14 protein-coding genes are annotated in these 11,739 nt (G+C 52.7%); 7 read left to right on the top strand and 7 right to left on the bottom strand.

Going from position 1 to position 11,739, the window contains the following annotated elements; translation table 11 throughout:
* Positions 1-18: 18 nt before the first annotated feature.
* From F7231_RS00605 to F7231_RS00585, 5 genes are all read right to left on the bottom strand, one after another.
* Complete coding sequence (locus F7231_RS00605; RefSeq protein WP_085410538.1) at positions 19-216, bottom strand: hypothetical protein; 198 nt, start codon at positions 214-216, stop codon at positions 19-21.
* On the bottom strand, positions 213-653 hold the full coding sequence (locus F7231_RS00600) for a cytochrome c maturation protein CcmE domain-containing protein (RefSeq protein ID WP_085410539.1): 441 nt from the start codon (positions 651-653) through the stop codon (positions 213-215). Before F7231_RS00600 ends, F7231_RS00605 begins: the two co-directional genes overlap by 4 nt.
* 28 nt (positions 654-681) lie before the next feature.
* Positions 682-948 carry a CcmD family protein gene (locus F7231_RS00595; RefSeq protein WP_085410540.1) on the bottom strand — a complete coding sequence of 89 codons (267 nt, stop codon included), beginning with the start codon at positions 946-948 and terminating at the stop codon, positions 682-684.
* Positions 949-1,129: 181 nt separating this feature from the next.
* Entirely contained in the window at positions 1,130-1,882 is a 753-nt protein-coding gene (gene ccsA, locus F7231_RS00590; RefSeq protein ID WP_510186188.1) for a cytochrome c biogenesis protein CcsA, read from the bottom strand.
* A 7-nt stretch (positions 1,883-1,889) separates the two neighbouring features.
* Positions 1,890-2,564 carry a heme exporter protein CcmB gene (locus F7231_RS00585; RefSeq protein WP_085410542.1) on the bottom strand — a complete coding sequence of 225 codons (675 nt, stop codon included), beginning with the start codon at positions 2,562-2,564 and terminating at the stop codon, positions 1,890-1,892.
* Positions 2,565-2,615: 51 nt separating this feature from the next.
* On the opposite strand from F7231_RS00585, the gene F7231_RS00580 reads away from it, so the two are divergent.
* The 4 genes from F7231_RS00580 to rluF all read left to right on the top strand — a co-directional run bounded on the left by F7231_RS00580 (position 2,616) and on the right by rluF (position 7,149).
* The gene (locus tag F7231_RS00580) at positions 2,616-3,407 is read left to right on the top strand and encodes a sulfite exporter TauE/SafE family protein (RefSeq protein WP_166690538.1); all 792 of its coding nucleotides are present in this window, start codon (positions 2,616-2,618) and stop codon (positions 3,405-3,407) included.
* A 205-nt stretch (positions 3,408-3,612) separates the two neighbouring features.
* Entirely contained in the window at positions 3,613-3,837 is a 225-nt protein-coding gene (locus F7231_RS00575) for a FeoA family protein (protein WP_085410544.1), read from the top strand.
* Positions 3,838-3,863: 26 nt separating this feature from the next.
* A complete protein-coding gene (gene feoB / locus F7231_RS00570; RefSeq protein WP_166690537.1) occupies positions 3,864-6,011 on the top strand; it encodes a ferrous iron transport protein B in 2,148 nt (715 codons plus the stop codon).
* Positions 6,012-6,225: 214 nt separating this feature from the next.
* Positions 6,226-7,149 (top strand): 23S rRNA pseudouridine(2604) synthase RluF, encoded by a 924-nt coding sequence (gene rluF / locus F7231_RS00565; protein WP_166690536.1) that lies wholly within the window; start codon positions 6,226-6,228, stop codon positions 7,147-7,149.
* A 94-nt stretch (positions 7,150-7,243) separates the two neighbouring features.
* Here the strand turns inward: rluF and F7231_RS00560 are convergent, their stop codons facing one another.
* The gene (locus F7231_RS00560; RefSeq protein WP_166690535.1) at positions 7,244-7,408 is read right to left on the bottom strand and encodes a hypothetical protein; all 165 of its coding nucleotides are present in this window, start codon (positions 7,406-7,408) and stop codon (positions 7,244-7,246) included.
* A gap of 254 nt (positions 7,409-7,662) precedes the next feature.
* Positions 7,663-9,162, bottom strand: coding sequence for an NAD(P)H-hydrate dehydratase (locus F7231_RS00555; RefSeq protein ID WP_166690534.1), 1,500 nt, complete (start codon positions 9,160-9,162; stop codon positions 7,663-7,665).
* A 107-nt stretch (positions 9,163-9,269) separates the two neighbouring features.
* Between F7231_RS00555 and rplS the strand changes: the two genes are divergently transcribed.
* From rplS to F7231_RS00540, 3 genes are all read left to right on the top strand, one after another.
* On the top strand, positions 9,270-9,653 hold the full coding sequence (gene rplS / locus F7231_RS00550) for a 50S ribosomal protein L19 (RefSeq protein WP_085410548.1): 384 nt from the start codon (positions 9,270-9,272) through the stop codon (positions 9,651-9,653).
* Positions 9,654-9,819: 166 nt separating this feature from the next.
* The gene (dapF, locus tag F7231_RS00545; RefSeq protein WP_166690533.1) at positions 9,820-10,608 is read left to right on the top strand and encodes a diaminopimelate epimerase; all 789 of its coding nucleotides are present in this window, start codon (positions 9,820-9,822) and stop codon (positions 10,606-10,608) included.
* A gap of 141 nt (positions 10,609-10,749) precedes the next feature.
* On the top strand, positions 10,750-11,679 hold the full coding sequence (locus F7231_RS00540; protein WP_166690532.1) for a bestrophin family protein: 930 nt from the start codon (positions 10,750-10,752) through the stop codon (positions 11,677-11,679).
* The last annotated feature ends 60 nt before the right edge of the window (positions 11,680-11,739 follow it).

Genomic DNA, 11,739 nt, shown 5'->3' with positions numbered 1-11,739 from the left:
TGTTAACTGATAAGTTGGCTATACATCACGGGTTTCCGCTTTGCGTATGTCCTGCTTCGTTTCGTCGATCCAGGCGTCCAGCCGACCCGACTCCAGGTCGATGGCCAGTTGCGCCTCCCAGCGGGTCTGGTGCAGTTCTACTGCTTTGTCACGTATATGCGCCAGCTCGTCGATGGTGAGCGCCTGCATGGCAGCTTCAATCTCGTCAACACTCATAGCTTTGCCGTCTTTGCCTCGTGTTCGGTTACTTCCAGTTTGCCGTCCTGGTACTTGGATGGGCATTTAAGCAGTATCTTGTTCGTCTGGAAATGGTCGCCTTGTATGGCGCCGACTACGACGATCTGTTCCGACCGGTCGAAATCCTGCGGCTTAGGGCTATTGTACACGCACTTCTGCACCTGATTATCGTTATCGACAAGCGTAAACTCGAAGTGGTTTGGATCAAGTTGCGGCTGGTAAAACACACCCTCTGCTTTACCAGATGCATCTTTCTTCAACTTACCTACCACGTGTACCATGTCTTCGTCACCGTCTTTAGCCATTGCCATTGCTTTGCCAAAGGTCACATACGAGCTTGAGTCACCATAGGAGGTTATCACAATGCCGATGGCCACTGCGATAACGATAATGCCGATAATGTGTGAAAGTTTCATGAGTTAATTAGCGCATCAGCCAGGTACGTTACCGGCCAACGTTGGTTGTAGTTTTACCTGTGTTCACCTGACCGTCTTTAACCTCACGCTCCAGCTTGCCGATCTTTCCGTCGAGGCGAACGAGGTACCCGATAATGCCGAAGAAGACAGCAGCAATTACGGCGACCACCACCCATATTTTACCGTCGGCCCGGAGCTTGTCGGCCATCTCAACGGTATCCTGAGCCATCGTGGTCTGGGCAATCAGCAACAGGGAAAACAGGAAGCTAAAACGAAGTACTAAAGAGCGAGTCATGCGGTTGATGTAGAGACAGAGTCTCTTTAAATGTCAACAAAGATACGGTACGAATTATTCCAGAAAATGGATAAACCTTATGTGTATTGGTAATGGTAGCCTTAGCCGGGTCGACCGGCCTGCACTGTGATACTCATGTATTTATCAGCTTACGGGACGGGGCACCCGGCCAAAGCCATAATTAATCCTCTAACGACAAGTGCAGCCGGCGGAGGCGTACCTGGAGTTGCGTGATCCAGACGCCAAGCAGCGTAAATCCGATAACGGCCGGGTAGAAGACCATCCGCATCTGGCTGTTCATATCGTACTTACCGAACGCCGGATTCCCTCCGTTACCGGGGTGCAGTGAATCCTGCATGCGAGGCAGAATGAAAATGAGCGGGATAAACACGGCGAAGGCCAGAATATTGTACACCGCCGAAATCCGGGCCCGGCGCTGCTCATCGTCGAATGCGCCGCGCAGGATCAGGTATGCCATGTAGAGCAGCATACTCACCGCCACACCGTTTAGTTTGGGGTCGTTCGGCCAGGGTTCCCCCCAGGTGTAGTTGGCCCAGATAGAGCCCGTTGCGCAGCCCAAAAGGCCATACAGAATGGCGGTGTTGGCAAATTCGACCGATACCAGATCATGCCCGAGGTCGCCACTCCGCAGGTAGCGAATGGCGTACACCAGTGACGTGAACATAAGGGTGATCATGCCGAACCAGAGCGGCACGTGGAAGTATACGTTCCGAATACTCTCGTTCAGGATCGGCTGACGGGGAGTTGGCCCCAGGAGCCCCCAAAAAATCGTGTATGTTAAAATAATGACCGCCAGGGCCTTCCACCAATTTGCTTTCATATATTTTTCAAGTTTGTCGTTTGATCTTTGTAGTTGCGCTGCTAAGCCTGAACTATGTGAATCAGCAACGCAACCATAAACCGCAAACGACAAACGGTTTTTAACTCTTCCACAAAAACGGGAAGAGCAGGTAAGAAAGTGCCAAAACAATGGCGTCTATTGCCAGAATAGTTAGTAACTCATCGCTACTGGCCGATCGGTCCAGACCGTCCATGGCATTTTTAGCCACTTTCAACAGCAACAGAAGCAACGGCAGAATAACCGGGAAGCTCAGGATAGCCATGAGCGTAGCTGAATTTTCTGCTTTTGCTGCAATGCCCGCCACCAGTGTCAGCGAGGCCGCAAACCCGATAGCCCCCAACAACAGGCTACCTATATATAGACCTACATCCTGAACAGGACTACCCAATACAAAGGCGTAGACCGAAAAACCTAGCAGCGCCAACACCAGCATCAGGCCCGTGTTGTAAATTACCTTTGCCACGATGATCTGCTGCGGACTGGCCAACGTATAGTAATACAGTTGCCGACCGGCCCGTTCCTGCACAAACGTTTTGGCAATGGCATTAATGGCTGTAAACAGTTGGATGAGCCAGAAAAGCGTATTCCAGACAATGGGGGCCAGTTGACCACGCCGGGCATTGAAGCTCAGGTAACAAACGAAAACCGCCCCAACCATATACAGTAACATGCCGTTGAGCGCATACCGCTGCCGCCATTCCAGCCGAAACTCCTTGCCGACCAACGCTCCGATTTGCACTAATGATTCACGCATAGAACCGCAAAAATACGCCACGATGCGCAAACGGCCCCTACTTTTGCGGCTATGACGCCTGATACTAGTACACTGCTTACCCTTTGCGGCTTTTCGTTTCTCGCGGGCTTCATCGACTCCATCGTGGGCGGCGGCGGTCTGGTACAAACCCCCGCCATTCTGTTCAGTTTACCACAGTACCCTGTGCCCACGCTGCTTGGCACCACCAAAATTCCCAGTGCCGTGGGTACGTTGCTGGGAGCCATTCAGTATAGTCGCCGCGTTGTCATGCACTGGGCGCTACTGCTTCCGATGATGGCTGTGGCCTTTGCTGCCGCCTTCACCGGCTCCTGGACGCTCACCCACGTCCCCAACACGTTTATGAGGCCGCTGGCCCTGGTCATCCTGGTCGGCGTCTTTTTGTATACCCTGCTGAAACCCGACTTTGGTCAGCACGTGGAACGTACCCTCAGCCTACGGCAGCAACGTACCCGCACCCTGCTGATGGCGCTGCTCATTGGTTTTTACGATGGTTTTTTCGGCCCCGGAACAGGCAGTTTTCTGGTACTCGGGCTGGTCGGGCTGCTTGGGTTCGACTTTCTGCGGGCCAGCGCCCATGCCAAATGGGTAAACCTGTCGACCAACGCCGCCAGCCTGATTTTTTTCATCAATCGCGGCAGCGTGCTCTTCGCCGTGGCGATTCCTATGGCGGTGGCCAACCTGCTGGGTGCATTTGTAGGGGTGCGGCTTGCTCTGCTGAAAGGCAACGGATTCATCCGGGTGTTCTTTCTCTGCGTCATTGCAGCCACCATCCTGCGCTTTGCCTATGATTTGTGGGTGACGGCCAATGGAGCACGGATGTAGGGATTGAACGAACTGACGCTGCTTGTTGGTAGTAATGAAAGCAGTAGAAACGAGCGGGGTGAACCCGTTTACAGCCAGAAATCAATGGCAATCCGTTTAATCTACTCCACTCGCGCACCCATAAATTCCACGAACCATTTTTATCATTTCTCAACTTTTCGCCGTAATGTTGCGTTTGTTTAAATGAAGTCTAAATAAAGACACTATGAGCAATCGTACTGTAGCCGATCTGAAACCCGGCGAACGCGCCCGCATTAAGTCATTCAATGACCAGTGGGCATCGATTAAGTTGCTCGAAATGGGTTGCCTGCCCGGCGAGGAAGTGTGTTTGCACTGCAAAGCCCCGATGGGCGATCCAATTTGCCTGAACGTATCGGGCTACTGCCTGTCTATGCGTCGGGCAGAAGCCGCCACCATCATTGTTGAGTAGAACGGCCCTCCGGGTCGTGTGTTACCTTGGAAACGTCGCCCGTATTGGCATTAGTTGGCAATCCCAACGCCGGTAAATCATCCCTATTCAATCAGTTAACAGGTCTGCGTCAGAAAACCGGCAACTTTCCCGGTGTGACGATGGACAAGAAGTCGGGCACTGCCACGCTGGCGCCTCAGCTCGAGGCTACCGTTGTGGACCTACCGGGGGTCTATTCGATCTACCCTAAATCGCCCGACGAACAAATCGTAACCGACATTCTGGCTAACCCCGCCCACCCCGATTATCCGGATGTGGCCGTGGTTGTACTCGACGCCTCGAACTTGCGCCGGAACCTGCTATTGTTTACGCAAATCATGGATTTGCGTGTGCCGGTAGTGCTGGTGCTGAATATGCTCGATGTGGCCCGTCAGCAGCAGCAGGAAGTCAACGCAGTACGGCTATCGATGCGCCTGGGCGTTCCCGTTGTGCGCGTCAATGCCCGCACAGGCGATGGTGTCGACTTGCTCAGAAAGGCGATTATTCAGCAGTTGGACGAGCCTGTTTTGGCCGAAACGCTTTTCTTCGATCCCCAAACTGACCCTGTGCTGGCAGATTCAGTTACCGATCAACGAGCCGGATTGTTAGCCGAAACGAAGCAACGCTACAAGCTGAGCAACAATTACCTGGCTCTGCAATATGTCATTCAACACGACGGTTTCACCTTTCTGAATAAGCCGCAGCGTGAAGGGCTCGACGAACTGATTGCCAAATACGATTTCAGCGAACCGGCTTTTCAGGTACGTGAAACCATTCGCCGGTACGAACTGATTTCGGCCGTTGTTGCCGACGCCGTCACCGACAGTCGCCCGGTGGGCCAGTCTACCTGGAGTCAGCGGATCGATCGGGTACTGCTACACCCAGTCTGGGGGTACGTTATTTTTACATTGATTCTCCTGCTTGTTTTCCAGGCTATTTTCTCCTGGGCAACGCCCCTGGTCGACGTCATCGATGAGGGTGTGGCCTGGATGAACGGTACGCTAAAAGATAGCTTACCCGCCGGGCCACTAACCGATTTGCTAACCGATGGTGTATTGGCTGGCATTGGGGGAATTCTGGTGTTTATTCCACCCATTGGCCTGCTTTTCCTGCTGATCTCGCTGCTCGAAGAGTCGGGCTATATGTCGCGGGTGATGGTGCTGATGGATCGCATCATGCGTAAATTCGGGCTGAACGGCCGAAGTGTGGTACCACTGATCTCGGGAGCAGCCTGCGCAGTGCCCGCAATTATGGCTACGCGTGCTATCGGGTCCCGCCGTGACCGGCTTATTACTATTCTGGTAACGCCACTCATGAGTTGCTCGGCCCGCTTGCCCATTTACACCATACTGATTGCCCTCGTAGTGCCCGACCGGCGGGTGCTGGGACTGTTCAACATGCAGGGGCTGGCGCTGATGAGCCTGTATCTGCTGGGTCTGGTATCAGCGCTGGCAGCCGCCTGGGTATTTAAGAAAATTCTGAAAACGAAAGAGCGGAGTCTGTTCGTGATGGAACTCCCCACCTTTAAATGGCCCCGCTGGAACCACGTTGGTCTGACGGTCTGGGAAAGTGTTCGGTCGTTTGTATGGGAAGCAGGCCGCGTTATTCTGGCTATTTCTATCGTGCTGTGGGTGCTGGCCAGTTATGGTCCGGGTAACCAAATGGACGAAGCCGAAACGCAGGTACGTACCTCAATGGCTGGCCAGCCAGCTGCCGATATCGAGAATGCTATCGCTGCTGAACGCCTCGAGTCGTCGTATGCCGGTCACTTTGGCCACTTTATCGAACCGGCCATTAAACCGCTGGGGTACGACTGGAAGATCGGCGTGGCGCTGCTGGCGTCGTTTGCTGCCCGCGAAGTATTTGTGGGAACGATGGCAACGATCTACAGCCTGGGGGCTGGTGACAGCGGCGACGACACTACCATTCGTCAACGCCTGAAAGCCGAACGCAACGCCGAAACGGGTGGGCCAATGTATACCCCCGCCGTAGCCTGGTCGCTGCTGGTGTTCTACGTCTTTGCCATGATGTGCATGAGCACCATTGCCACCACCTACCGCGAAACCAAAGGCTGGAAATGGCCCATGGTCCAGCTTGGCTACATGAGCGTACTTGCCTACGCCTCGGCCCTGATCACATACCTGGCCCTGAAATAGCGGAAGCGATAGGGTCTTACCTTCGGTTCACCCTTAACCTACGTTGTTCATTCCTATACGCTGGCTACCTTTGCCTGCATCTGTTCCTGTATTCTCAGGCTAACTGGGTCAGCTCATACAGCTACTACACCGTGCAGAAACAGCGTTTAGCTAACCACGGGCCGGGATTCGGACATTACGGTTTCCTGTCTGTCCGTTAATTCATCGAAGCCAAATGGAGCAAAGCTCGAAACGACTCAATAAATTCATCAGCGAAAGCGGGTTATGCTCCCGGCGAGAGGCCGACCGGTTTATTGCCCAGGGCGTCGTGTTCATCAATGGGCGTAAAGCGGTGATTGGCGACCAGGTGAAGCCAAATGACCGTGTGCGAGTGAACGGAAACAACCTGGAACCCCGCGATAGTGATAACGCCATTCTCATTGCGCTGAACAAACCGGTGGGAGTAACCTCCACCACCGAAGAAAACGTGCGCGATAACATTGTGCAGTATGTGAACCACACTGAACGCCTCTTTCCCATTGGTCGGCTGGATAAGGATTCGCAGGGGCTTATTTTTCTGACCAACAACGGCGATCTGGTCAACAAGATCCTGAGGGCCGGCAACAAACACGAGAAGGAGTATGTGGTGACGGTCAACAAGCCCCTGACCGACGCAGTAATTACTGGCATGGCCAATGGTGTTCCGATGCTGGGCGTCATTACCAAGAAATGCAAAATAGTACGCGAAGGCGCCACTACTTTTCGGATTACCCTTGTCCAGGGATTGAACCGGCAGATTCGCCGCATGTGCGAACATTTCGGCTACGAGGTTACGAAGCTGGAACGGGTTCGGATCATGAACATCAACCTAAAGGGCCTGCCCGTTGGTGATTGGCGGGATTTGACCGACAGCGAAAAGGAAATCATTTATGACCTGCTGAAAGGATCAACCGGCCTGGACGAGAAAAAGCCCAAAAGTGATCAGGCACCCAGAAGAAAGAAGCCTACCGCCCCCCCAAAAGCAGCTGGGGCTAAAAAACCGGGGGCCACGCCGCCACCACCTCAGTCTCGCCTGGGTAAACCGGTTAAAAAGAGAACGGACAGCCGGACTAAAAAAAGTAAACCAGAGCCGAAAAGCGGCCGTCGTAACAAACGATAAGGACCAGCGCACGATCACTCTATACAGACATATGCAAAGAAGGCCAGACTCATGTGAGTCTGGCCTTCTTTGTTATAACTTAATCGCCACTTCTTTAGAACAACAGTCCTTTGGCGATGAGTGGGTAAATGAAATGGTAAACGATGTAGGCGAATAAGGCCACTGTGGCACCTCCTAATGCTGCTGTCTGACCTAAATCGGTCGATGACTTTGAATTCGACTGACCCATTCGCCATTCGCGCTGCGTGTAGTTACCCATCTTTGCTGTTCGTTTAGAATATGTTACTTCTCAACAGGCAAATTTGATGCCTTAATTACATAGCCTTCAGCGGAAACAAGTAAGGGTATTGAGTTCACCCATTCTAGCGGCGATTAGCATAAGCCCCTGCTTGGCACGGCTTATCTAACGGTCTGTCTATTAAGACCAATGAGCCAGTAGCCCCTCTGTGTAATTGTAGAATATATTCTACATAAACTATGGATTTTTCTCCATAGTGGCCAGGCAAAAAGACTTTAAGCCCAGTGTAAACTTTCGATCACATCAGTGGCGGTAAGGCCAATTTGTCCACGAACCTGAGCAGCCCTATCTCCTGCCTGCCCATGCATAAACACACCAAGTACCGCCGCCTCAACAGGATCGTAGCCCTGAGCCAGTAAGGCTGTGAGCAGACCAGTAAGCACATCTCCAGTACCACCCGTACTCATGCCGGGATTACCTGTTGAGTTGAAATGAACCTCGCCGTTGGGCAGTGCTACCGCCGTGTGGGCGCCTTTAAGCACCACTACAACCTGCTGGCGCTGCGCAAAGTCACGTAGTAGCTCCAGCTTGTCATAATCATTCTGCCAACGTTGCGTAAGTCGCTCAAACTCTTTTGGATGCGGCGTCAGAATGCTATTTTCAGGCAGCAGACCCAGCAGATCTTTATTGGTCGATAGCAGATTCAGCGCATCGGCATCGATCACGACCGGCTTATTGAAATTTGTCAGCACTTCACGTAGAAAACGGGCCGTTTCGGGAGCTTTACCAATACCCGGCCCAACGCCGATAGCCGCATAATCGGTCAGCGAAGGCCCCTCTACGTCACTGGGCCCGGTCAGTACACGTTCGTCGATGTCGGGGCGGCACATGGCTTCAGGCACAGCCGTTTGCAGGGCAACGTACCCACAGTGTGGTACCTGCACCGTCAGCAGCCCCACCCCCGATCGAAGGCACGCTTTTGCCGCCAGTATCCCCGCGCCTATTTTTCCATAGCTCCCAACCAGTAACAAGGCATGGCCGAATGAGCCTTTGTGTGAGAATCGCCCTCGTCGACGGAGTAGCAACCGGGCTTCCGCTTCGGTCGTGTAATAATACGGAGTAGGTGCCTGATCAATAAAACGCTGGTTCAGGCCAATGTCTACCATATGCCACTCGCCCACCGATCGGGCATTACCGGGCAGCAGCAGGGCCAGTTTAGGCAGGTCGAATGTAACCGTATGGTCGGGCCAGATGGTGACATCGTCGGGTTGACCAGCCTGATCGGCGCGCAGCCCACTGGCAATGTCGACTGAGATCACCTGCGCCGGAGCGTGATTGATCCGTTCGATCACCAGTTTGACCAGCCCTTCGGCGGGGCGTGAAATACCAGACCCTAAAATGGCGTCGATAACCACATCGCGCTGACGAAGGGTAGGCATATCTCCGGCATTTTCGATGTAATGCGGATTAATAAGTAGTTTTAGGCGGCGATGATTGTGCGCAAAATCGTCTGATTCGCGGGGGGCGTACCGCACCACAAAGACCTCAACGATGTAGTTTGCCTGGAGCAGCAGACGCGCGATAGCCAGGCCATCGCCCCCGTTATTACCAAGCCCGCAAAACACCTTTACGGGCGTAAAGGCGTCGTATCGTACGGTAAACCAATCAACAAAAGCCTGAGAGGCACGCTCCATCAATTGAATTGGAGCAATCGGTTCGTAGGTGATAGTGGCTTGATCAAGTTGACGAATTTGTTCAACGTTGAGAATTTTCATAGAAGTGAAGGGGGCTGTCTTAAGCAAAACTATTTTCTTACAACGAATTAAGTACTATCTTTGCGGCTCGATTTTGAAAAAATATCCTGACGATATACAATACGGTCATGAGTGAGCTGATTAAATTAGTGGAAGCCGACAACGCCCAACGGCGTGCCGACATCCCCGTGTTTCGCGCCGGCGACACGGTAAACGTACACGTTAAGATTCGCGAAGGTAGCAAGGAGCGTATCCAGGTTTTCACCGGTACGGTTATTCAGCGTCGCAACCCAAACACCAACGGAGAGACCTTTACGGTTCGCAAAATCTCAAACGGTGTTGGTGTTGAGCGTATCTTCCCCGTGCTGTCGCCAAACGTTGACAAAGTAGAAGTAGTCCGTCTGGGCAAAGTACGCCGCGCCCGGTTGTTCTACCTACGTGGCCGTCAGGGCAAAGCCGCACGTGTAAAAGAGCGGATTATCCGGAAACCAGCCCCAGTAGCTGCCGCATAGATTTTTCTCTGCATAAACAGAAAGGGCTGCTCATGCATGAGCAGCCCTTTCTGTTTATGCAGAGAAAAAGTTTCAGGTTTCAGGTGTCAAGTTGCGCTGCCTTAATAGCGCTACGCACCCTGGCAACGCAACTTGAGACTTGACACCCGAAACCTGAAACTCAACAATGCTCTTCTCTAAATACCAGGGAACCGGAAACGACTTTATCCTGATCGACGACCGGAACAACACGTTCCCTACCCACAACCAGTCGCTGGTAGCCCAGCTTTGCCACCGCCGATTCGGCATCGGGGCTGATGGACTTATTCTCTTACAGAGTCATAACGACTACGATTTCCGGATGGTGTATTTCAACGCCGACGGAGCCGAGGGCAGTATGTGCGGCAACGGCGGTCGGTGCATTGTCATGTTCGCGCACGATCTGGGCGTTTTTAAAACCCACACACGCTTTTTGGCCGTCGATGGTGAACACTTGGCGGAGGTAAATGGCGAAGAGGTTCGGCTCAAGATGAGCGACGTGGCCGACTGGTCGGTGCTGCCGGTAAATGCGCAGACAGGCTACTCGTTTTTGAATACCGGTTCGCCCCACGTGGTGAAGTTCCTTGACGAGCTAACGAGCCACGACGTGATAGGCGAAGGGCGCCAATTACGTCATGATAGCGCCTTTTCACCGGGTGGTACCAACGTCAATTTCACTGAGTTGGTAAACGGCAACGGGCTTTTCGTACGTACCTACGAACGGGGCGTTGAAGACGAAACTTACTCCTGCGGAACAGGCGTAACGGCAGCGGCACTGGTAGCCCACCGGCAGCGGAACCTCGCTAGCCCCATATCGATCCGCACCCTTGGTGGTAACCTTAAAGTAGCGTTTACAGCTCAGGAAGATGGCTCCTTTACGGATATCTACTTGATTGGGCCGGCACAGCGCGTATTTGGCGGGAACATAACCCTTTGATCAATCTTCGGTTTACTGTGTACAGTCTTCTGTCTCAGGTCTTCAGTCGTTTGCCTTCTCCTTTGCTTCCCGGCAAGGGTAGAGATGCAGTTGCACCATGAAGACGCTGCGATGGAAGACAGTAAAACAGTAAACTGATCAATGATTACATACACCAAAAATGACTGGTTTCCGGCTATCTGGCATTTTCACAGAAGCCCAACTGCCTTTTCGCTCTACAGACGTCTAATCTGGATAGGACTCTATGTGATAGGCGTTACCTTCCTTGAACTCTGGATGGTCGACCTCCGGCTGAAAGATACACCCACTGAGTTTCTGTCCACCATGGGCATTCTACTCAGTTTGTTGCTACTCTTCAGGACCAATACCGCTTATGATCGTTTCTACGAAGGGCGGCGCGCATGGGGGACATTGGTTAACAACAGTCGTAATCTGGCAGCATACCTGAATGCCGTTCTCCCCTCCGACCGGACCGACGATCGACTGTTTTTCACGAAGATGATCGCCAATTTTGCCTTTTCGTTGGAAAACCACCTGCGTAATGACGAGAAAACGGCTGGGCTGGAACCGGCAGGCGATGGTGAACTGAGCGAGCTTACTCACTTCGATCACGTACCCAACGGGGTGGTCGCTCAGTTACAGCTACGTACTGAGAAGTTGTACCGTGAAGGCGTTTTCACCGATGCCCATCTGATCAACCTGAACACCATGCTGCTCGTTTTCCTTGACGTGGCGGGTATCTGTGAACGTATTAAAAGCACACCGATTCCATTCTCGTATAGCTTCTTCATCAAGGTATTCATCCTGATGTACATCTTCGTGCTGCCGTTCCTGATCATCGACGAGTACGGCTACCTGACCATTCCGGCGGTGGTAGCGGTATCGTATATCCTGGTGGGTATCGAAATCATCGGCGAAGAAATCCAGAATCCGTTTGGCACCGAACATAATAACTTGCCGCTGAGCCAGATCGCTCATACGATTCGGCTGAATGTGCATGAACTCATGCAGTATTACATCCCCCACGAAGAAAAACAAGCCGCAAAAAGCAACTTCGCCATCGTCACGTAGGTTGGTTTGTCGTTTGATGCTGCGCTGCTGATCAACCAGACGGTGCTACGGCAGCGCAAC

Source organism: Fibrivirga algicola (assembly GCF_011742925.1).
In the GTDB taxonomy this organism is placed as follows: Bacteria; Bacteroidota; Bacteroidia; order Cytophagales; family Spirosomataceae; genus Fibrella; species Fibrella algicola.
Note: the sequence above shows the minus strand (reverse complement) of the source record. Positions and strands in the feature narration are given on the sequence as shown.

Coding starts and splice junctions, on each gene's coding strand:
- F7231_RS00580 (WP_166690538.1), top strand. CDS start 2,616: ATGACGCCTGATACTAGTACACTGCTTACCCTTTGCGGCTTTTCGTTT.
- F7231_RS00585 (WP_085410542.1), bottom strand. CDS start 2,564: ATGCGTGAATCATTAGTGCAAATCGGAGCGTTGGTCGGCAAGGAGTTT.
- dapF (WP_166690533.1), top strand. CDS start 9,820: ATGCTCTTCTCTAAATACCAGGGAACCGGAAACGACTTTATCCTGATC.
- F7231_RS00560 (WP_166690535.1), bottom strand. CDS start 7,408: ATGGGTAACTACACGCAGCGCGAATGGCGAATGGGTCAGTCGAATTCA.
- F7231_RS00595 (WP_085410540.1), bottom strand. CDS start 948: ATGACTCGCTCTTTAGTACTTCGTTTTAGCTTCCTGTTTTCCCTGTTG.
- rplS (WP_085410548.1), top strand. CDS start 9,270: ATGAGTGAGCTGATTAAATTAGTGGAAGCCGACAACGCCCAACGGCGT.
- F7231_RS00575 (WP_085410544.1), top strand. CDS start 3,613: ATGAGCAATCGTACTGTAGCCGATCTGAAACCCGGCGAACGCGCCCGC.
- F7231_RS00540 (WP_166690532.1), top strand. CDS start 10,750: ATGATTACATACACCAAAAATGACTGGTTTCCGGCTATCTGGCATTTT.
- F7231_RS00555 (WP_166690534.1), bottom strand. CDS start 9,162: ATGAAAATTCTCAACGTTGAACAAATTCGTCAACTTGATCAAGCCACT.
- rluF (WP_166690536.1), top strand. CDS start 6,226: ATGGAGCAAAGCTCGAAACGACTCAATAAATTCATCAGCGAAAGCGGG.
- F7231_RS00600 (WP_085410539.1), bottom strand. CDS start 653: ATGAAACTTTCACACATTATCGGCATTATCGTTATCGCAGTGGCCATC.
- F7231_RS00605 (WP_085410538.1), bottom strand. CDS start 216: ATGAGTGTTGACGAGATTGAAGCTGCCATGCAGGCGCTCACCATCGAC.